The organism is Microtetraspora malaysiensis (assembly GCF_050947145.1).
GTDB lineage: Bacteria > Actinomycetota > Actinomycetes > Streptosporangiales > Streptosporangiaceae > Microtetraspora_A > Microtetraspora_A malaysiensis.
This window is the reverse complement of the sequence record NZ_CP191998.1, coordinates 6,136,222-6,154,549: the sequence shown is the minus strand read 5'-3', so window position 1 is coordinate 6,154,549 and position 18,328 is coordinate 6,136,222. Positions and strand designations below refer to the sequence as shown.

General features: G+C 66.9%; 22 protein-coding genes and 3 pseudogenes. 13 read left to right on the top strand and 12 right to left on the bottom strand.

Translation table 11 applies throughout. The features are described 5' to 3' along the window. Nucleotides 1-46 precede the first annotated feature (46 nt). Nucleotides 47-427, top strand: a complete 381-nt coding sequence (locus ACQP1V_RS29050) for a LytR/AlgR family response regulator transcription factor (RefSeq protein WP_433413225.1) — start codon at nt 47-49, stop codon at nt 425-427. A gap of 260 nt (nt 428-687) precedes the next feature. Here ACQP1V_RS29050 and ACQP1V_RS29045 read toward each other — a convergent pair. Then, nucleotides 688-824, bottom strand: a pseudogene (locus ACQP1V_RS29045) (FAD-dependent thymidylate synthase); the annotation flags it as partial. A 67-nt stretch (nt 825-891) separates the two neighbouring features. Between ACQP1V_RS29045 and ACQP1V_RS29040 the strand changes: the two are divergent. The 3 genes and pseudogenes from ACQP1V_RS29040 (at nt 892) to ACQP1V_RS29030 (ending at nt 3,923) form a co-directional block, all read left to right on the top strand. Continuing rightward, nucleotides 892-1,857, top strand: coding sequence for a YihY/virulence factor BrkB family protein (locus ACQP1V_RS29040; protein ID WP_433413224.1), 966 nt, complete (start codon nt 892-894; stop codon nt 1,855-1,857). A gap of 1,045 nt (nt 1,858-2,902) precedes the next feature. Next, nucleotides 2,903-3,465, top strand: a pseudogene (locus ACQP1V_RS29035) (IS1634 family transposase); the annotation flags it as partial. A gap of 284 nt (nt 3,466-3,749) precedes the next feature. After that, a complete protein-coding gene (locus tag ACQP1V_RS29030) occupies nt 3,750-3,923 on the top strand; it encodes a CsbD family protein (protein ID WP_433413223.1) in 174 nt (57 codons plus the stop codon). A gap of 371 nt (nt 3,924-4,294) precedes the next feature. Here the strand turns inward: ACQP1V_RS29030 and ACQP1V_RS29025 are convergent, their stop codons facing one another. The 5 genes from ACQP1V_RS29025 to ACQP1V_RS29005 are packed head-to-tail and all read right to left on the bottom strand — an operon-like array spanning nt 4,295 to nt 6,441. After that, nucleotides 4,295-5,335 (bottom strand): SDR family oxidoreductase, encoded by a 1,041-nt coding sequence (locus ACQP1V_RS29025; protein ID WP_433413222.1) that lies wholly within the window; start codon nt 5,333-5,335, stop codon nt 4,295-4,297. Between the two features lie 23 nt (nt 5,336-5,358). After that, complete coding sequence (locus ACQP1V_RS29020; protein ID WP_433413221.1) at nt 5,359-5,532, bottom strand: hypothetical protein; 174 nt, start codon at nt 5,530-5,532, stop codon at nt 5,359-5,361. Between the two features lie 8 nt (nt 5,533-5,540). Next, on the bottom strand, nt 5,541-5,759 hold the full coding sequence (locus ACQP1V_RS29015; RefSeq protein ID WP_433413220.1) for a c-type cytochrome: 219 nt from the start codon (nt 5,757-5,759) through the stop codon (nt 5,541-5,543). Then, entirely contained in the window at nt 5,717-6,280 is a 564-nt protein-coding gene (locus ACQP1V_RS29010) for a cytochrome c oxidase subunit II (protein WP_433413219.1), read from the bottom strand. The genes ACQP1V_RS29015 and ACQP1V_RS29010 overlap by 43 nt, the downstream gene beginning before the upstream one ends. Then, entirely contained in the window at nt 6,277-6,441 is a 165-nt protein-coding gene (locus tag ACQP1V_RS29005) for a hypothetical protein (protein WP_433413218.1), read from the bottom strand. The genes ACQP1V_RS29010 and ACQP1V_RS29005 overlap by 4 nt, the downstream gene beginning before the upstream one ends. Nucleotides 6,442-6,888: 447 nt before the next feature. On the opposite strand from ACQP1V_RS29005, the gene ACQP1V_RS29000 reads away from it, so the two are divergent. The 4 genes and pseudogenes from ACQP1V_RS29000 (at nt 6,889) to ACQP1V_RS28985 (ending at nt 8,914) form a co-directional block, all read left to right on the top strand. Continuing rightward, complete coding sequence (locus ACQP1V_RS29000) at nt 6,889-7,212, top strand: glycosyltransferase family 2 protein (RefSeq protein ID WP_433413217.1); 324 nt, start codon at nt 6,889-6,891, stop codon at nt 7,210-7,212. Between the two features lie 18 nt (nt 7,213-7,230). Next, entirely contained in the window at nt 7,231-7,746 is a 516-nt protein-coding gene (locus ACQP1V_RS28995) for a UDP binding domain-containing protein (protein WP_433413216.1), read from the top strand. Between the two features lie 154 nt (nt 7,747-7,900). Then, nucleotides 7,901-8,294: pseudogene (locus tag ACQP1V_RS28990) on the top strand (ChaB family protein). Between the two features lie 167 nt (nt 8,295-8,461). Continuing rightward, nucleotides 8,462-8,914, top strand: a complete 453-nt coding sequence (locus tag ACQP1V_RS28985) for a DUF6789 family protein (protein WP_433413215.1) — start codon at nt 8,462-8,464, stop codon at nt 8,912-8,914. 913 nt (nt 8,915-9,827) lie between these two features. Here ACQP1V_RS28985 and ACQP1V_RS28980 read toward each other — a convergent pair. Then, nucleotides 9,828-10,925 (bottom strand): IS630 family transposase, encoded by a 1,098-nt coding sequence (locus ACQP1V_RS28980; protein ID WP_433412161.1) that lies wholly within the window; start codon nt 10,923-10,925, stop codon nt 9,828-9,830. 87 nt (nt 10,926-11,012) lie between these two features. Next, nucleotides 11,013-11,246 carry an STAS domain-containing protein gene (locus ACQP1V_RS28975; protein WP_433425979.1) on the bottom strand — a complete coding sequence of 78 codons (234 nt, stop codon included), beginning with the start codon at nt 11,244-11,246 and terminating at the stop codon, nt 11,013-11,015. Here ACQP1V_RS28975 and ACQP1V_RS28970 point away from each other — a divergent pair. Both ACQP1V_RS28970 and ACQP1V_RS28965 read left to right on the top strand, forming a co-directional pair. Then, nucleotides 11,184-11,312: a hypothetical protein gene (locus ACQP1V_RS28970; protein WP_433413214.1), complete on the top strand. Its 129-nt coding sequence runs from the start codon at nt 11,184-11,186 to the stop codon at nt 11,310-11,312. The genes ACQP1V_RS28975 and ACQP1V_RS28970 overlap by 63 nt on opposite strands. Before the next feature lie 127 nt (nt 11,313-11,439). Further along, complete coding sequence (locus ACQP1V_RS28965; protein WP_433425977.1) at nt 11,440-11,619, top strand: hypothetical protein; 180 nt, start codon at nt 11,440-11,442, stop codon at nt 11,617-11,619. A gap of 210 nt (nt 11,620-11,829) precedes the next feature. Here the strand turns inward: ACQP1V_RS28965 and ACQP1V_RS28960 are convergent, their stop codons facing one another. From ACQP1V_RS28960 to ACQP1V_RS28945, 4 genes are all read right to left on the bottom strand, one after another. Continuing rightward, nucleotides 11,830-12,024: a hypothetical protein gene (locus tag ACQP1V_RS28960; protein ID WP_433413213.1), complete on the bottom strand. Its 195-nt coding sequence runs from the start codon at nt 12,022-12,024 to the stop codon at nt 11,830-11,832. Nucleotides 12,025-12,290: 266 nt separating this feature from the next. Further along, nucleotides 12,291-12,734, bottom strand: a complete 444-nt coding sequence (locus ACQP1V_RS28955; RefSeq protein WP_433413212.1) for a phage holin family protein — start codon at nt 12,732-12,734, stop codon at nt 12,291-12,293. Nucleotides 12,735-12,976: 242 nt separating this feature from the next. Beyond that, on the bottom strand, nt 12,977-13,534 hold the full coding sequence (locus tag ACQP1V_RS28950) for a hypothetical protein (protein WP_433413211.1): 558 nt from the start codon (nt 13,532-13,534) through the stop codon (nt 12,977-12,979). A gap of 273 nt (nt 13,535-13,807) precedes the next feature. Then, on the bottom strand, nt 13,808-15,601 hold the full coding sequence (locus ACQP1V_RS28945; protein ID WP_433413210.1) for a thiamine pyrophosphate-requiring protein: 1,794 nt from the start codon (nt 15,599-15,601) through the stop codon (nt 13,808-13,810). A gap of 91 nt (nt 15,602-15,692) precedes the next feature. On the opposite strand from ACQP1V_RS28945, the gene ACQP1V_RS28940 reads away from it, so the two are divergent. Genes ACQP1V_RS28940 through ACQP1V_RS28930 form a run of 3 tightly spaced genes read left to right on the top strand, consistent with a single transcriptional unit; the run spans nt 15,693 to nt 17,927 of the window. Beyond that, complete coding sequence (locus ACQP1V_RS28940) at nt 15,693-15,983, top strand: hypothetical protein (protein WP_433413209.1); 291 nt, start codon at nt 15,693-15,695, stop codon at nt 15,981-15,983. A gap of 19 nt (nt 15,984-16,002) precedes the next feature. Further along, nucleotides 16,003-16,248: an enolase C-terminal domain-like protein gene (locus tag ACQP1V_RS28935; RefSeq protein WP_433413208.1), complete on the top strand. Its 246-nt coding sequence runs from the start codon at nt 16,003-16,005 to the stop codon at nt 16,246-16,248. Next, nucleotides 16,245-17,927 (top strand): glycoside hydrolase family 15 protein, encoded by a 1,683-nt coding sequence (locus ACQP1V_RS28930; RefSeq protein WP_433413207.1) that lies wholly within the window; start codon nt 16,245-16,247, stop codon nt 17,925-17,927. The genes ACQP1V_RS28935 and ACQP1V_RS28930 overlap by 4 nt, the downstream gene beginning before the upstream one ends. Nucleotides 17,928-18,328 lie beyond the last annotated feature (401 nt).

Genomic DNA, 18,328 nt, shown 5'->3' with positions numbered 1-18,328 from the left:
GCTAGCTGCGATGTCCTTCTCGGCAGCTTGTTGCGATCCTAGAGACATGGCACCACGTTGTCTGATCGTTGATGACAGTGATCACTTCAGGGAGGCCGCTCGCCGTCTGCTCGACGCGGACGGGATCGCCGTCGTCGGCGAGGCATCCACAGTCGCCGAAACCCTTGATCGGTATTCCGAGCTCCGGCCAGATGTTGTGCTGATCGATATCGACCTGGGCGAGGAGTGCGGATTCGATCTGGCCCGAAAGCTCGTGGACGCGGCCGCTGGGGGTCCGCCGTGCGTCGTCATGATCTCGGCCTATGACGAGCAGGACTTCGCGGAGATGATCGCGGCCAGTCCCGCGATCGCCTTCCTATCGAAGCTCGATCTATCGGGGGCGGCGATCCGCGAAATTCTCCGCGTGGCAGCAGGCGGACGAGCTTGACGAGCATCGGAATGGCCATCGACGCTGAGTCGCTCTTCTTAGCTACCCAGGGTGTTCACACTCGCCAGGCTGGGGTCAGGTTGAATCTGACCTCGAACCCGAACGGGCGGACCAGGGGATGATGGGCACATGAAGGCGGGGCCGCTGATATTCATCTAGATGGATGTGCCACCAGTTCGGGCGGAGTCGGAGATCTCGGATCCGAGGCTGGCCACGGTGTTCTTCAGGTGGACGAAGCGCTGCGGCTCGTACCCCTCATGCACGCTGGCCGTCCAGGCGAGGCCGGTCGCGACGCTTCGGGGGAGAACCGGCGCATGAATGAGGTGCGGTGCTCCTTCTTGTCCACGTCGAGGCGGAAGTGGTCCGCCATCCACGTCTGGAACTCTACGAGTTGGTCGCGCATGCGCCCTGGTTGCCCGGGTAGCGCGTGATCTGGCGAACCGGGCGCAGTCAGAGGAACGGCTATGACGCGAGAAGATCCTCAACGGGAACCACGCAAGGCACCGGAGAGCCCCACCGATCTGCCCAAGAAGTCGTGGTTCGACGTGCTCAAGCGCACAGTCAAGGAGTTCCAGCGGGACAAGGTCACCGACCGGGCGGCCGCGCTGACGTACTATGCGGTGCTCTCGCTCTTTCCCGCGCTGCTGGCCGTGGTGTCGATACTCGGGCTGCTCGGCGCCTCGGCCACAAAGCCACTGATGAGCAATGTCACCGCTTTGGCTCCCGGGCCGGCCAAGCAGACCCTCGGGCCCATTCTGCAGGCGCTGCAGGGAAGCAGGCCAGCCGCAGGCGCCGCGGCCATCATCGGCATCGTGGTCGCCATCTGGTCGGCTTCGGGGTATGTCGCGGCCTTCATACGTGCGGCCAACGCGCTGTACGACATGCCCGAAGGGCGGCCCATCTGGGTCACGTTGCCGCTGCGGGTGGGCATCACCGCGATGCTGATCGCGCTGACCGCGATCGGGATGTTCGTCGTGGTGTTCACTGGCGGACTGGCGGACAAGGCCGGTCAGGTGTTGGGAATCGGCGAGACGGGAGTCGCGATCTGGAACGTCGGCAAGTGGCCTGTTCTGCTGGTCCTCGTCGCGCTGGTGCTCGCCCTGCTGTTCTGGCTGGCTCCCAACGTGCGGCAGCCGCGCTTCCGCTGGCTCACTTCTGGGACCCTACTGGCGGTGATCGTGTGGATCGTCGCGTCGCTCCTGTTCGCCCTGTACGTGGCGAAGTTCGGCTCCTACAACAAGACGTACGCCACGCTGGCCGGGGTCGTCGTCTTCCTGATCTGGTTGTGGATCACCAACATCGCCATCCTGCTCGGCGTGGAGTTCGACGCCGAGCTGGCGCGCGAACGCGCTATCGAGGCCGGCCACGCCCCCGACGAGACGCCGTACGTCGATCCCCGAGGCACCAGGAAGATGAGAAAAGAGGCATGACCTCCTTGTTCAGGGGCCGCACCGTTTAGGGACCATCAGCGCGAGACAGCGCGGCGGCGGGCGACGAAGCCGAGCACACCGACACAGGCGAGAGCGACCAGGCCGACCAGTCCGACGACGGCGAGGGATGCCGGCGACGACGAAGAACGGCGTCCGCGCGCCGAAGTCCCGGGCCCGCCAGGGGGTGACGACGCTCGGCGTCTTCGGGATGGGCAACATTGGCACCGCCGTCTCGGGCTGCCGTCCTGCACGCTGTCGGCTACACGATCGCCGCGCGTGAGGACGCTGCCGAATTGCGTAGGGGCCTTGAGCTGACTTCCAGATGCACCACCTGCGCGGAGGTATCCAGGCGAAGCTCTGCTGATAGCAGAATGCCCCGCCGGTGGTGAACACCACCGGCGGGGCCGCTTCTACCGTCCCGGGTATTGATCAGGCTGAGCGGGCGGCGGAAGCGAGTCTCTCGTTGAGAGACGGCTTGCGGGAGCTCGATACGAGGCCGAAGGCGACGAGAGCCGCCACTCCTATTGCCGCAAGGGCGACAATCGCCTTGATCATCACTTCTCCCGTTACGTCACTCTCTGCGTTGGGCACTACTCTCCGTAATGTCTCCGATGCTGTCGCCACCAAACGGGTCTCGGAGAAATCACTAGCCAGTCGGAGCCAATCGGGGGAATCACATGGCAAACGTCGCCCTTGCCGCTTCAGATCCCATGGATGCGTGGCTTCAGCGGCTACTTCGCCTCACAGGCGCCTGCGCAGCCGTACCCGAGCAGCGGGTCCATCTGCCCAGGGGTATCGCGCCGCATGCAGTTGATTCTTGCGGCGAGGAACGGCGCGCGGCTGATGCCTGATCCCTGCGCGGGCACGGCGAGGACCGCTGTCCTCTCGGACAGGGCCGGTCCGTCTCGTACGCCCTATGGCCTGGCGGTCGCCGAGGGGCGCGCCAACATGGCCCCAGCGCGTAGTACGCCGCGGGGCAGGCACTGGCGGTAGAGCTTCGAGCATGAGCGGACCCGCCCTCAGTGAAGCGCTCCGGCTTCGGTGGAGGCTCACCGAGCTGATTGAGGACACCGACAGCCTCTCGGCGTTCGAACGCGGTGAACTACGCGGAAGATCGCGGCCAAGCCCGGCCTGAACCGCTACCTCAAAACGACGCCAGCCGGCAAGCTCCGCCTCGACACCACCAAGATCAAGGCCGAGGAGAACCTCGACGGCAAGTACCTGCTGCGCTGCTCCGACCCGCACCTGACCGCCGAGGACAACGCCCTGGGCTGCAAGCAGCTCCTGGAAGTCGACCGAGGCTGGCGCGACATGAAACAGATCATCGATCTGCGGCCCGTCTGCCACCGGCTCGAAGAACGCATCCGCGCTCACGTCCTGCTCTGCTGGCTTGCCCTGCTCTTGATCCGGATCCTCGAGACCCGCACCGGCACCATCTGGACCGCCGCCCGCCGTGGGCTCGACCGGCTCCACGTCGGCACCTTCACCGGCCCCGCAGGCCTGTTCCGGCAGGTCGCCGCTCTGACCAAGCCTCAAATCGGCCTGCTTGCCAAGCTCGACATCCCCCACCTCAAGCAGGTCATCGACCTCCAGCCCGCAAGCCGCTGACCAGCCAGAACGCCACTTCCTAGAGAAACGCTCTCCAGGCGGCCCCAGCCATGTCCGCCCTGGTCAGAACCCAGGTTCGTGTCTCCAGCCAACCGAATTACCTCGAACCCGGGTAAGGGAGCAGCCATTCGCGATGAGTAAAGGATCTGCAGGCGGGACTCGCGAAGATCCGGTTCCGCTACGACCCTCACAGAATCCTGAGATGGAGAAGGGGTTCCCTTGCCTGCACACCGGATAGTTTTCCCGATAGCGGACAATCGCCGCATAGCGGAAGGAAGTCTGACATGGGTAGGGGTGACAAGGTTTCCAACAAGGCTCAGGAGCTCAAGGGCAAGGCCAAGGAGCTCGTCGGCGAGATGACCGACGACGAGCGTAAGGAAGCCGAAGGCAAGGCCGACAAGGTCAAGGGCTCCATCAAGCAGGCCGGCGAGAAGGTGAAGGACGCGTTCAAAGACTGATCTTATGGACCTGCGGGTGGTGGCGACCAACGATCTCCGTCGCCCGCTGCATCGTCTGCTCCCTAAAAGTAATCTCCCAAGCCCGCGAACTCTGAGGAAGTCTGCCGTCGCCCTGGGGCCGGACCGGGGCTGCCTTCATCACGGCAAGTTCGTCGATGGTCCTGCATCTCCCCGAACATGAGCGGATGGCGCGGCCGGGTACTGCCCGTCGGCCTCATGCCCAGGAGCCGTGCGCTTCAGGTGCGCAAAGGGAGGCGGAGCACGAACCTGGTGCCGCTGTGGGGAGTCACCGATCGTGAGCGTGCCGCCGTGTCGTGCCACTTCTCGTGGACGCAACCCCGAGTCGTCGGTAGAGGGGTGTTTGATCTCACTCAGCTCGCCATTTCGACGTGGCGCGCGTGCAGCCGCGCCCCCACGAGAAGGGCGCCCCCTGCGATTGCCGCCGCGGTCGTGGCCTGGCGGTGCCGCGACAGCCACGTCTCCGCGCTCGTGGAGCGGGACCTGTCGTCGAAGCGGCCGTGCGCCCCGAAGTCGTGCCCGTCCTTGCCGTCCGCTGGCTCCCACAGGTTGACAGGGCCGTCGGGCGGGCTCGGCTCGGATGTCTGCTGCGACGCGAAGCCGGTCCAGCCCAGATAGCGGTCGATAAGGGCGGGAAAGATCCTGTTGGCGATCAGCGCGACCGCCGTGGACCCGCCGACCCAGAACTCCTTGCGCCGGGGATGGTCGGTGGCGAAGAGCACCGCATGGGCTGCCACCTCCGGCTGGTAGACGGGTGGCACTGGCTGTGGCCGATGCGGCAATCGGGACAGCACCCAGTCGAACTGCGGCGTGTTCACCGCGGGAAGCTGCACCATGGTCACCCGTACGGCACTGCGCCCGTGTAGCAGCTCACATCGGAGCGACTCGGTGAACCCCTTGATCGCGTGCTTGGCACCGCAGTACCCGGACTGCAACGGAATGGCCCGGTAGGCGAGGGCGGAGCCGACCTGCACGATCGTGCCGTGGTTCCTGGGCAGCATCAGGTCGAGCGCAGCCTGCGTGCCGAAGACGTAGCCGAGGTATGTCACTTCAGTGATCCGCCGGAACTCGTCGGGGGAAATCTGCGTGAAGGGCGCGAAGACCGTGGCGAAGGCGGTGTTGACCCAGACGTCCATGGGGCCGAGCTCGTCCTCCACCCGCCGCGCGGCGTCGGCTACTTCCCGGTGGTCAGCGACGTCCGTCGGTATGGCCAGGGCTCGCCCGCCAGCTGCATCGATCTCCCGCGCTGCCGCGGCAAGGCCCGTCTCTCCACGGGCCAGTAGCGCCACTGTGTCGCCGCGGGCGCCGAACATGCAGGCGGTCGCACGGCCCACGCCAGCGCTCGCTCCGGTGACGACCACGATCCGGGGCCTTTGCCCCGCCTTCCGTGTCATGTGGTTCACCCCCAAAGGGCTCGCTACCCGGAGAAGGCGCATCTAGCCGTCACCATGTACCGGCGGCCGATCCGCTTGTGGTCGACGGTCGTGATCCAGCCGCGTAGCCCGTGGCCCTCCGGCCAGTGCCGGGCCACGCGCTCACCCGCGGCCTCCTCCGCCGCCTCGTACGCCTCGCCTGCGTTCGCGATGCTCATACGCGCTCCTAACGCAGCGTTCCGAGGTACGCGATGAGCGCATGCAGTTGGTCCGGGGTGAGGGGCTGGGGCGGCATGACGTTACCCGGTTTGATCGACTGGGAGTCGGCGATCCAGCCGCCCAGGTAGCCGGGGGTGTTGGGGATGGCGCCGGCGGCGAGGTAGCGCCTGCTCGCCACGTGGGTCAGGTCGGGGCCGACCCTCCCGTCCACCGTGGTGCCGCGCACGGTGTGACAGGAGGCGCAGGACGCGGACTGCAGCGTGCGCAGGCCGCGCGCTGCCTCGCCGCCGGATGGGTGGCCGCGGGCCGCGACTGCCCGGCCAGCCACGATGCGAAGGTGGCGGGGGGCTGGGCGACCACGTGGAAGGCCATGTGCCCGTGCTGGATCCCGCAGTACTCCGCGCACTGGCCGCGGTAGACACCGTCGCGCTCGGCGCGTAGCCATGTGTCGTTCACCCGGCCGGCGACGAGGTCGGTCTTCACGGCGAGCTGGGGCACCCAGAAGCTGTGGTTGACGTCGGCGGTCCGCAGCCGCAGGTGCACGGTCCTGCCGGTGGGCACGTGGATCTCGTTGGCGGTAACGAAGCCCGAGCCGGGATAGCGCACCTCCCACCACCAGCGATGGCCGGTGACCTCGACGACGAGAGCATGGGGATCTTCCGGGACGGCCAGGTCGCGTAGGTCGCGCAGGCCGACGGTGTAGACGAACGCGAGCACGATCGTGGGCAGCGCCACCCCCAACGTCATGCGTCGGATCGGGCCGCGCCCTTGCGATCGTCGGGGACGTGGGGCGTGGGTCCTTCGGGTTCGATGCCCGCCGGAGCCTCGGCCCCTGCGGAGTCTTCCCTGTCATCGGGCACGTGAGCCGGAGGCTCACCTGAGGTGTGCTCCGGGTCGGTTTCAGTCATGGAACTCTCCTGCCTCGGTGATCCCTTCCCGCCCTGGCACCGCTGGGCAGCCGGAACAGGGCGGTCCATCCATGTGACTCCCCTATCCGCGGAATAACGAGGCATGGTCTGCGGAGGTAAAACTCTCCGAAAAGCGCTTCGGCCCTGCACCCCCTGTTCGTCTACTCCCGCCCCGGGAGTGCCGAAGGACCGCTCCGTTGATCGTTTCGCGTTTGGCCGCCGTACTCCTTCGCCGAACTGACCGACGACCGGGAGGGGCGTGTTGCGATGATCATTTGATCACCGCTTCCTCTCGATTTCCGCGACACAGTGCATGAAGCGGGAAATGGGGACAGAAACCTTCGCAACGGGGCAGAAGGCGTCTCGTGGGTCGCCACACCGTCTCGTGGAGTACTCGTCTGAGGCCGGAGCGGCCCGGGGATGATGCCCATCCTTTGGGAGGCGGGAATGACGACGCGCGTGACGATCGTGGTGGCCACGCGGAACCGCCGGAAGGAGCCGGAGCGTTCGCTGGCCCACCATGAGTGCCCCGCCATCCTCGTCGACAACGGCTCCGCCGACGGAACCCCCGCGTTCGTACGCCAGAGGTTTCCGTCGGTCGAGGTCGTCGAACTGGGGGAGAACCGGGGCGCGCCCGCTCGCAACGTCGGCGTGCGCCGTGCCTCCACGCCGTACGTCGCGTTCGCGGACGGTCCCTGCCATGAGCGGTCCACTCATGAGCGGCCCCGGAACCGCCCCGCCAGCACCCGTGCCTCGCCGCTGAGCCGGTGAGCGCAGGCGGACGGCGGGATGACGACGGTGGACCGGATCAATGTCGGTCGCCGTGACCGTGTCGTGACCCTGGCCCACAGGCTGTGTGGCGGCGACCTCTCCGGCAAGCGGATAGCCGTCCGGGGAGCGGCCTTCAGAGCCGGCACCGACGACGTCCGCGACTCGCCCGCGCTCGACGTCGCCGCCCGGCTGCACCGTCTCGGCGCCACGGTCACCGTCTACGACCCGATCGCGATCGACGCGGCCCGCGCCAGTCATCCCCACCTCGGTTACGCCAACGACCCGGTACGGGCGGCGGTCGGCGCCACGCTCCTGCTCACCATGACCGCATGGCCGGAGTTCCGCGCCATCCATCCGGAGCTTGGTCGGCGCCGTGGTCTCCGAGCGCCTCGCGATCGATGCCCGGAACGCCCTCCACGATGCGCGATGGGAGGGAGCGGGGTGGACACTGCACCGACTCGGCCGCGGTATTGGGCTGGCCAACGCGCAGCCCCGATGACAGAGCACAAGCGCGGGCGGTGCGTCGCGCCGTAGCCTGGTGGTCGACTACACGCCAAGGACAGGCGGCGACGGCGGGCAGCCTCATGGTCACCAGCCGTCTACCAGGTGAGACGGCACCCGATGGACGCGAACGAGACAGCGTTTGTTCGTAAGGAAGCTGGGCAGCGGGGCTCAAGAGGTGACTGATTTGCCAGTACGCGAAGAGCTTCCATCAACCCTGCGCCGCCCTCCGAAGCACGCGCAGGAGATCTGGATCCGCCCACGACTCGGCAGTGGAAACGTACGGCGAAGGGCAGCGTGCGCATCGCACCGCTTTCGCCGCGCTGAAGCACTCCTACGAGAAGGTCGGCGACCACTGGGAGGAGAAGCGGCGGAAGGGGCCGTCCGACGATCAGGCGGCGAGAAGCACGCCCGACGTGGGGGAAACCGCCGAAGGCGTGGACGTCAACGCGTCCAATCAGCACCTCCAGAGTATTGCCCAGCGTCTTGGAGTCCAGGGCCGCTCCCGAATGACCAAAGAGGAGCTGGTTGAGGCGATCAAGAAGGCGAACAGGCGAGCCACCGCAAAGGCCCGCGGCTGAGCCACGAAGGACGTGTCTTCGCCAGGCCATCCCGGCGGAGGTTCAGCGGGCAGACGTCTCGGGTACAGCCGCTCAAGCCTCCGAATCGGGTGGTATGGGAAGTGCTTCGTGTTCACCGGTGAGGCAGCCGCACGGTAAAGCCGATCTAACGGAGAAGAAGAATTCTGATGGTGCGCAACCTGCTGAACGGCGCTCTCAGCGGCGCCCTCGCCACCGTAGCGATGAGCGCAGTGATGTTGGCCGGAGAGCAAGCCGGGCTCATGCGAGAGCATCCGCCCAAACACATCACCCGTGCCATCCTTCCGGGCCACCGGCACCGTCCCAAACGAGGAGAGAAGCCGCTCAGTTTGCTCGCTCACTTTGGATTCGGAACGTCGGCCGGAGCTCTCTTCGGCATCCTCTGCCGAGAACGGGAACCCGGGATTCCATTGGGCCTCGGTTACGGACTCGCGATATGGATCGCCAGCTACGAGGGATGGGTGCCGAGCATGGGGATCTTGCCACCGATCTCGCAGGACGAACCGGGCCGCCCGGCGGTGATGGCGGCGGGACACCTGGTGTACGGTACGACACTCGTGCTCATGAACCGCCTCTTGAGGCCATCCACCCAGCATCCATGATCTCCGAAGCCGTTGACGAAGTACGTGAAAATTCGGCGCGCATCACCAAACATGAGGATCGCGGGCGACGTCCGGCGCAGCGCCAACTTTGTCAACGGCATCAAGGAACTGCTGGAGTCTTCCGGGGGAAGCTCACCGCTTGTTCGAGCGGGACGGATCGATGCACGAGGAGCTCAAGACCAGCTTGGAGAAGCGGGCGCGCAGGACCGATCTTGATACCGAAGGTCCGCCATGCCGCAGGCCCGGATCTAGCCGCACGGCTATGTGGCTACGCACGGAAGTGCTGGACATCGGGGCTGGGCGGCGCAGCGTTTCGAGGGGCGTGCACTCGCTGCTCGGGCACGGCTGCGCAGGCACCCGTGAGGCGAAGAAGCTGCTGAAGCCACGCGTCGATCGGATCGGGCGTCCCATCGGCCACATTTATCACGGTTCCTCCAGCTGACTCTTATGGGACTTTCCCGCGTTGTAAGGCGGAAGTGATCACTCCAGGTGCCTGGTTTGGCGGTGGCGACGCCCGGATAGGTTGCATAGCGTAATTCCCCATCGCGCAGAGTGATCTAACGGGAAAAGTGATGATCAAGGCGATTGTCGACCTTGCGGCGATAGGACTGGCGGCTCTCGTCGCCTTCGATCTCCTGTCGAACTCCCGCAAGTCGTCTCTCAACGAGAGACTCGCTTCCGCTGCTGGTCCGGTCTGATCCGCCCCACGACTGCGGAAGCAGCCCCGCCGGTGGTGCCGCCACCGGCGGGGCTGCTTCCAGCAGAGCTTCGCGTGGATATCTCCGGGGCGAACACCTCGCGCAGTGGTGCATCCGGAAGCCGGTTGAAGGTCCAGGCAACTCAGCAGCGTCGTCACGTGCGGGCGATCTGTAGCGGATAGTTACAAGGCAGCGTGTTCCTGGCTAGTGGCCCGTCACGCAACCTTGGCCGGGTAACTCGTCCAGCTTCTGATCGGTGAGCTGGCAGCGAAGTTGGTCTTGGGCTCGGCTCGGGCGTTGCGCCAGCGCACGTAAGCGCCGATCGCCGCGTTTTGCTCGTCATGGGTGCGGTGGTCGGTGCCGTTCAGCGCGTAGTAGCGCAGCGCGGCGAACTCTGATTCGATCCAGTTCAACCAGGAGCCGTAGGTCGGCAGGAACACCAGCTCAACATCGTTGTCAGCAGCCCAGGTGCGGACCTGGGGATGCTTGTGCGGCGAGTAGTTGTCGGCGATCACATACAGCTTCTCGCCAGGCCAGCGGGCCCGCAACGTCTTGAGGAACGACAGGTATTCGCGCCAGCGCTTGCGCTTGCGGATCCGGTAGTACAGCTTGCCGGTGGCCAGGTCGAGCGCGGCGATCATGTGCATGACGCCGTTGTAGCGGTTGTAGGTGGCACGCAGCCGGGCCGGTGAACCCGCCGGCCGCCACCGCTTGCCCTTTCGAGGCATCAGGTTCAACGGCCCGAACTCATCGACGCAGATCACCCGCCCATCGGCGGGCGGGTGATCGTAGAGGTCCAGGACGCGCTGCATCTTGGCGATGAAGTGCGGGTCGGTGGAGGACTTCCACGTCGTGGTGGTCTGCCAGCTCACCCCGCCTTTACGGAGGATCCGCCGTAGGTGCTCGCGGCTGATCGCCGCCACCACTCCGCGGGTGATGAGGTGCTCGGCCAGGGTGCGCAGGCTCCAGGTGGAGTGTCCGGTGATGCCCCATTCGGCGGGGACCGTCTTGGCGATCAGGCAGATGTGCTCACGCACCTGGCTACTGATCGCTCGTGGACGGCCCCCGTTCCATTTTGGGTCGAGCGCGTCGAACCCCTTCTCGTTGAAGGCGTGGATGACATCCCGTACGTAGTCGTCGCTGACCTGCATCAACGAGGTGATGTCCGGGACGCTTTGGCCCTGGCCGGACATCATCACCACGATCGCCCGCCGCAGCTTGATCGGATCTTTAGCGCTCCGCGTGATCCGTTGCAGCTTGCGGCCTTCCTCCATGGTTAACGGCCGGACGAACACTTCCGGTCGGCGAGCCACGACCACCTCCCAACGTTGAAGAGGTAGCCAGCCTGACGGGTTCACCACCGGAGATCAATTACCCGTCCAAGATTCGGTGACGGGCCACTAGTCCAAGGCGCCGTAGACGATGGCGTCGTGCCGAGTCGGATAGGTAGGTATGCGCCCGACAAGGCCCAAAAGGATGAAGAGCTTCTGGAGATGTGGCCCGAGTCCGCAGACGGCGACTCGATCGTTGGAGCCCAGTGCGTAGTAGGCATCACGGATCACGTCGACTCCGTGGGTGTCGATGAAGGTCACGCCAGTGAGGTCGAACAGCAGGCGGGGCGGCGCTTGATGCAGGGCCGCCTCTACGATGCTGCGGAATGCATCCTCGGTGTCGAGGTCAAGGGCATCCCTCCACTGTGATCACCCTCCACGGAGGGCGAAACTCAGTCGAAACGCTGAACGCCTCCACTCTGGCCACCTCCATCGCAGGTGAGCGCGGGCCAGACGAGTGCTCCCTATCAAGAGCTTAAGCCGCTCGTTCTTCGCGATGTTGAAGGGAGAGCTGCTGGATGGGCGGGTCTGGCCGAGCCGGGCTACCGCCCAGAGTGCGATCTTCGAGTCCATCGAGAGCTGGTACAACCTGCACCGGCTCCATATGGACACCCTCACCACTGCAATCATGGGATTGCCCCGAGCAAGACCGGGGGAATCCCATGACTACAGCTGAGGGCCGTCTGAGCCCCCTGTTGGCGGGCGTGTGGAACCCGGACGCCGATGCGTCGTTGCCGTAGTCGCGGGCCCGCCCGGCGATCGCGGGCCCGCCCGGCGATCGCGGACGCAACCTCGTCGGCGAAACAGGCGGCGCGCGGGCCATGGCCCGTTGACTGCCCGGCCGACCCTGCTGCGTCAAGCGCGCAACGAGCAACGCGCGTTTCTGTCAGCCGTCCAGAAACTGCAGGTCGAGACGTTCGAGGTGTTCGGGGTCGGCGAGGACGTCGATCGCGGTGACCTTCCCATCGGTGAAGGTGAAGCCGAACACGACGCGCGGCTGACCGGCCGGGGCCCACACCAGCCCGCCGTCGATGAGGGCCAGTTGTGCGGCCTTGGCGCGTCCGGCGAAGCTACGGGCCACGGCGTATGCGCCGCGGGCTTGCGGCCCGTGGGGTCGCTGCGCAGCACCGCATCAGAGGCCAGCAGTGCGAGCAGTGCGTCAAAGTCGCCGCCGCGTGAGGCAGTCAGGAAGGTCGCGACGAGCTGGCGGTGGCGGGCGACGTCTGGCCTCAGGGTGGTCTACGCGCTACGGATCCCCACCAGCAGTGTGATGATTACTGCGTCCGCGGTCGGCCGCCTCTTCTTCGCCGGACTGTGCACCTTCGCTGTCGCGTTCGTCAGCGGGCGTTACGGCTTGGAAACGGTGAGCGGACCAACCCGATCGTTGGCCTCAGCGCCCCGAGTGGCCTCGACGGCCTCCGCCACCTCTTGCTTCACCTTCGACACCGCGTGCCTGGTGATGACACCTGTTTCGCGTAGCCTTCCCACCCCCAACAGTGCGAGCGCGGCGGCCGCGGTCAGATAGCCGGAGGCCAGCACGAGAGCAGCGTGCCGAGGAGACATCACCGATTCGAGCGCGCGGAGCAGAGCGACCGAGCTAGCGTGCAGTGCCAGCAGACCGAAGATGCCGCCTGCCGCCAGCAGGACGCTGCCGACACCCGCACGCCGCATGTCTGCCGTCAATTCAGCGCGAAGCTGCGTGATCTCCTGGCGCACCAGTCCGGCCGCGTCAGCCGCCAGCCGACTCGCGGCGTCTTCCTCGGCCCGGGATGGATTGTCGTAGTTTGTCATGTTCGCCTCCATCCCGCTCCTGAGCAGCAGGACGTTGTCGACGCTGACTCGCAGCGAGGTCGCTACCTGATCTCCACACTCGGCTGTGCGTGGAACGTCCTCCAGCGCCTACTGCCCGCGGTATGGCAGTACATACAAGTCGGCAGGACCGGCCGAAACTAGACGGCGCTGAAGTCGAAGTCGCACGTCGATGCAAGTGATGCCGTGGGCCGAGCGAAGCCGTACCACCGTGTCAGCAGACCTTATGGTCGGCTGAGGTCGGCGATCAGGCTGGCGGGAGCGGAGTTGCCCTTCCCTGTAGCGATAACCCATACGTTGTCACCGACCGTGATCTCGCTGAGTCCCTTGCGCCCCGCACAGATCCGGCTGGAGTCCGTGATGGCATACGTCCGTGCGAAGCCATCCTGGCTCTTGAGTGCGATGGACGTCTGGTTGATCGACGTCACGATGCCGGTCTGAGTGGTGAGGGTCTGGTAGCCGCCCCCTTTCTTTGCGATGACGAGTTCGCCGTGCATGGCGTTCAACGGACCCTGCATCTGGTGACCGCCATAGGTCGGCGATTGCTCAGTGGGAGATGGACTCGGCTGGGTGAAAGCCTGATGGATGAGCATGCGGTTGGCGATGGCCGGGCGCGTGTTGTCACCAAGAGGCGCACGCTCGTGGCCGCTGTCAGCTGCAGCCGCTACACCCGCACTCGTGGTGAGCAGCACCGCTGCGGTGACCCCGAGAATGATCCTTCGGCGGACAACGCCTCTTGCCTGCTTCGCACCGTCAACGCCGGCTCGTATGTTCTCAGGCATAGGTCTACGGGGCGGATCTCCGCTGTCACAGGCGAGGACGTCGCCCCTCCTCCCTTCCGGTTTCGTTGCGCAGTGTCCACTTCGAGTTTTTGGGTGCGCGTGCGGTTGCCTGGCTGGCGCCCCTGCTCGTTGCGGGCAAGAATGCTGCGTGGCTTTCTCAGCTACCCCGCGAAGGATGGGACTGGCCGCCGCATCGGTAAAGCTCTCGTCCCGAGCAAGGGGAAGGCAGTTACCATGGGTCGATGAAGCGTGCCGCAGCAGGGAAAAGATCACTCAGCTCTTCCTGCGTGTGAACAATTCCTGGGCCTTGGTCTTGAGGCCCTTGGTAACCACGCCGAACGCATTGGGGTCGCCCTTGATGATGGCCTCGGCGGCATCCTTGATCTGCTCGAACTCCGCGTGCGGCGGGATCGGCGGGATATCGGGGTCGCAGTGCACGTCGAGCACGACGGGCCGGTCGGCGGCCAGGGCACGGTCCCAGGCAGGGCCGATCGCCTCGGGCTTGTCGACCTCGATGCCCTCCAGGTCTAGCGAGCGCGCGAAGGCGGCGTAGGAAACGTCGGGTAGAGACTGGGTCTCGGTGAACTTCGGGGCGCCTCCCATGGCCCGCAGCTCCCAGGTGACCTGGTTGAGGTCGTTGTTGTGCAGGACCGCGACGATCAACCGCGGATCGGCCCAGCGGGCGAAGTAGCGCTTGATCGTGATGAGCTCGGCCAGGCCGTTCATCTGCATGGCGCCGTCGCCGACGAACGCGATGGCGGGCCGGTCCGGGTGGCCGAACTTCGCGCCGATCGCGTACGGCACGCCTGGCCCCATGGTTGCCAGAGTCCCCGACAGCGAGCCGCGGACGCCGGCGCGGATCTTCAGGTCGCGGGCGTACCAGTTCGCGGCCGAGCCGGAGTCGGCGGTCACGATGGCGTTCTCGGGGAGTCGCGGGTTCAGCTCCCAGAACAGCAGCATCGGGTTGATGGGGTCGGCTTCCAGCTTGGCTTGGCGTTCGACCGTGCTCCACCAGCGCGCGACGTTCTCCTCGACGGTACTGCGCCAGGACCGGTCCTGTGTGCGGTTCAGGAGCGGGATGAGGGCCCGCAGTGTCTCGGTGGCGTCCCCGACGAGGTTGACCTCGGTCGGGTAGCGCATGCCGATCAAGCGGCCGTCGATGTCGATCTGCACACCGCGTGCCTCGCCGAAGGGCGGCAGGAACTGGGTGTATGGGAAGTTGGATCCGATAATGAGGAGGGTGTCGCAGTCGCGCATGAGCTCGTATGACGGCCGGGTGCCGAGGAGGCCAATAGCCCCGGTGACGTACGGCAGGTCATCGGGCAGGACGTCCTTGCCGAGCAATGCCTTGGCCACACCGCCGCCGGTGAGCTCGGCCACTTCCATGACCTCGGCCGCGGCCGAGCGGGCGCCTTGGCCTACCAGGATCGCCACCTTCGAGCCCGCGTTGATGACGTCGGCGGCGTGTTCGACTTGGTCGTCCGGCGCGCGGGTCACCGGCGGGGTGTAGCCCGGCGCCGACGACGGCACGTTCTTGAACGCGTGCGCGGGCGGCTCGTAGGTCTCCTCCTGCAGGTCGGACGGGATGATCACGGCCGTCGGGGCGCGCTCGGCAATGGCGATGCGCATGGCACGGTCGATGAGATTCGGCAACTGTGCCGGGACGGTCGCCATCTGCACATACGCGCTCGCGACGTCCTTGAACAGGCTCAGCAGGTCCACCTCCTGCTGGTAGTTGCCGCCCATCGCGGCGCGGGCGGTCTGCCCGACGATCGCCACGACCGGCACGTGGTCGAGTTTGGCGTCGTACAGGCCGTTCAGCAGGTGGATCGCGCCCGGCCCGCTGGTGGCTAGGCAGACTCCGGGTTTGCCGGTGAACTTGGCGTATCCGACCGCCTCGAAGGCGGACATCTCCTCGTGTCGTGCCTGGACGAATCGCGGGCGGTCGTCCGCGCGGCCGAGTGCCGCGACGATCCCGTTGATGCCGTCGCCGGGATACCCGAACAGGTGGTCCACGTTCCACTGACGCAGGCGTTTGAGCAGGTAGTCCGCCACGGTAGGCGCCATGATCAGATCCCCCCGGGGGTGGTAGTGACCCTCTTGCGGGCCCTGCCCGGACCACACGATTGAAACCAATGCCCTGGGTAGTCGCTCCCGTATGTCCGCAACGCTGCCTGGCCGGCCAGTACTGCGGCCCGCCCGCCACACGAGCGGATATGCCGCACGCAACTCTGGCCGTCCCGGCATGTGCTCCATGGCGATCTCGGCGGTCGACCGCGCGTTGTGGGACTTGAAGGCGTGCCAGCTCGGCCTGCCGCTGCACCGCCGGCTCGGAGCCGTCCACGATGGGTACCCGTGTACGGCTCAGGCAGCTTCACGACGTGCGGCGCGACACGCCTGCGCGAACAGCTCGACCACTGGACCGGAGACCAGGGGATCACTCACGTGAAGATCAAGATTGGTGAGGCGTGGGCACGACGCGGGAGACCCGGGACCTGTCCGCGCACTGCGCCCCGCACCTGCACGCCGCCGCCATGGCGGCCATCCCCAATGCCCGGCACATCGAGTGGTTCCATGGCCACGTCCGTATCGAGTCGATGCTCTTCGACGGCGTGCTCGGCCCGTTCGGCGGGGCCGTCCGCCCGCGGGAGGACGCCCCGGGGCTCGGGCTGGAGTTCCGTCCGCCGGACACGGAGGCGCGTCGGGTGACATGAACGACGAGCGGTATCCGGCTCAGGTGCTGAGGGAGTACGCGCTCATCGCGGATGGTGAGCGCGGTGTCGTTGTGGGGCCGCGTGGGGAGTTCTGCTGGATGTGCGCGCCGCGCTGGGACGACGACGCGATCTTCGCTTCCCTGATCGGCGGTGCGGGGATCTACGCCGTCACCCCACAGGAGCGGTTCGTGTGGGGAGGCGCGTATGAGCCGGGCTCGTTGATCTGGCGCAACCGGTGGGTCACGCTCGGCGGAATCATCGAGTGCCGCGAGGCGCTGACGTTCCCTGGCGAGCCTGGGCGCGCCGTGCTGCTCCGGCGGATCATCGCCAGGGACGGCGACGCGCGGGTGCACGTCATCTGCGACCCGCGACCTGGGTTCGGCGCCTGCCGCCCGGATTTCTGCGGCGCGTGGGAGGCAGACGCGGGAGGTCTGTGGCTCCGCTGGACGGGCGCTGAGGAGGCGAAGGCCGGGCACGGGCTCGAGCTGGACCTCATCGTCCCGGCCGGGGGGTACCACGACCTGGTCCTGGAGGTCGCCGACCGGCCGCCGCGGGAGGGCCCGCCCGACGCCGATCGCGCCTGGCGCGCCACCGAACAGGAATGGGGCCGCACGATTCCGCGGCTGCGCACGATCGCTGACCGGGACGCGTGCCACGCGTACGCCGTCATGCGCGGCCTTACCGGCGCCGGCGGCGGGATGGTGGCCTCAGCCACCACGAGCCTGCCCGAGCGCGGTGAGGCCGGCCGCAACTACGACTATCGCTACGTCTGGATCCGCGACCAGTGCTTCGCGGGCCTCGCGGCGGCCGCGGCCGGGGCATACCAGCTCCTGGACGACGCGGTACGGTTTGTGAGCGCGCGGCTGCTGGAGGACGGACCGCACCCCAAGCCCGCGTACACCGGCACCGGCGGACCAGTGCCCGACGAGCGCCGCTTGGACCTGCCGGGCTATCCGGGTGGCTACGACCGGGTCGGAAACCGGGTAACCCGCCAGTTCCAGCTGGACTGCTTCGGCGACGCCCTGCTGCTGTTCGCCGCCGCGGCACAGCACGATCGGCTCGACGCCGACGGCCGCCGCGCGGCGCGGACAGCCGCGGCGGCCGTCGAGGCACGCTGGCGAGAACCGGACGCGGGCATCTGGGAACTGGAGAGCCGCGCGTGGACGCACAGCCGCCTCAACTGCGCGGCCGGGCTACGCGCCCTCGGCCGGACCGGGCCGGCCGACACGATCGTGGCCGACACGAAGGCCCATGCCACGCACCCGTCGGGGCGCTGGAAACGGGCGCGCGACGACCCCCGGCTTGACGGCGCGTTGCTGCTGGCCGCGATCCGTGGCGCGGTCCCCGCCAGCGACCCGCGCAGCCGACGCACGCTGGAGGCGTACGTCGACGAGCTCACCGACGACGGGTACGCCTACCGGTTTCGACACGACGATCGGCCGCTCGGCGAGGCCGAAGGCGCTTTCCTGCTCTGCGGCTTCCTCGTCGCGCTCGCCGCCCACCAGCAGGGCGACGTGCCGACCGCGCTGCGCTGGTTCGAGCGCAACCGCGCGGCGTGCGGACCGGCAGGTCTGCTGGCCGAGGAGTACGACGTGGCGCAGCGGCAGATGCGTGGCAACCTCCCGCAGGCCTTCGTCCACGCGCTACTGCTCGAATGCGCCACGCGCCTTGACGGGTGACCGCGAGGGCGTGCGGGCTGCAGATCAGGGCGCGAGTCACGCTGGCTCTCACCGGTGAGGACGCCGAAAGGTCCACAGCTTTCGACGAAGAGTTGTGCGCGGCACAGCTCGATCGTGCCGTTGATGCCGATCACCTCGCGTACCTCTCCAGCACGGCGTTAGCGGAACATGCAAAGCACCCGAATCTGGTGGTTTGACCGGCACTTACGTAAGGGCCAGCTGCTGAACTCGTAGGACTCCTTCGATGCAGTGGTCCGTCCTTTGGCCAGCGAGAACACCGACGACGCAGCCACACGGTTCGCGCACGCCGCGGCTGACCCGAACCGCTCCCTGAGCTCCCGGTATGCGTCACGCGGGATGCCGGAGCAGTACCCCCGTGGTTCGAGCTGGACGGCATGACG

Coding starts and splice junctions, on each gene's coding strand:
- ACQP1V_RS29050 (WP_433413225.1), top strand. CDS start 47: ATGGCACCACGTTGTCTGATCGTTGATGACAGTGATCACTTCAGGGAG.
- ACQP1V_RS29040 (WP_433413224.1), top strand. CDS start 892: ATGACGCGAGAAGATCCTCAACGGGAACCACGCAAGGCACCGGAGAGC.
- ACQP1V_RS29030 (WP_433413223.1), top strand. CDS start 3,750: ATGGGTAGGGGTGACAAGGTTTCCAACAAGGCTCAGGAGCTCAAGGGC.
- ACQP1V_RS29025 (WP_433413222.1), bottom strand. CDS start 5,335: ATGACACGGAAGGCGGGGCAAAGGCCCCGGATCGTGGTCGTCACCGGA.
- ACQP1V_RS29020 (WP_433413221.1), bottom strand. CDS start 5,532: ATGAGCATCGCGAACGCAGGCGAGGCGTACGAGGCGGCGGAGGAGGCC.
- ACQP1V_RS29010 (WP_433413219.1), bottom strand. CDS start 6,280: ATGACGTTGGGGGTGGCGCTGCCCACGATCGTGCTCGCGTTCGTCTAC.
- ACQP1V_RS29005 (WP_433413218.1), bottom strand. CDS start 6,441: ATGACTGAAACCGACCCGGAGCACACCTCAGGTGAGCCTCCGGCTCAC.
- ACQP1V_RS29000 (WP_433413217.1), top strand. CDS start 6,889: ATGACGACGCGCGTGACGATCGTGGTGGCCACGCGGAACCGCCGGAAG.
- ACQP1V_RS28995 (WP_433413216.1), top strand. CDS start 7,231: ATGACGACGGTGGACCGGATCAATGTCGGTCGCCGTGACCGTGTCGTG.
- ACQP1V_RS28985 (WP_433413215.1), top strand. CDS start 8,462: ATGGTGCGCAACCTGCTGAACGGCGCTCTCAGCGGCGCCCTCGCCACC.
- ACQP1V_RS28965 (WP_433425977.1), top strand. CDS start 11,440: ATGTTGAAGGGAGAGCTGCTGGATGGGCGGGTCTGGCCGAGCCGGGCT.
- ACQP1V_RS28955 (WP_433413212.1), bottom strand. CDS start 12,734: ATGACAAACTACGACAATCCATCCCGGGCCGAGGAAGACGCCGCGAGT.
- ACQP1V_RS28950 (WP_433413211.1), bottom strand. CDS start 13,534: ATGCCTGAGAACATACGAGCCGGCGTTGACGGTGCGAAGCAGGCAAGA.
- ACQP1V_RS28945 (WP_433413210.1), bottom strand. CDS start 15,601: ATGGCGCCTACCGTGGCGGACTACCTGCTCAAACGCCTGCGTCAGTGG.
- ACQP1V_RS28940 (WP_433413209.1), top strand. CDS start 15,693: ATGTCCGCAACGCTGCCTGGCCGGCCAGTACTGCGGCCCGCCCGCCAC.
- ACQP1V_RS28930 (WP_433413207.1), top strand. CDS start 16,245: ATGAACGACGAGCGGTATCCGGCTCAGGTGCTGAGGGAGTACGCGCTC.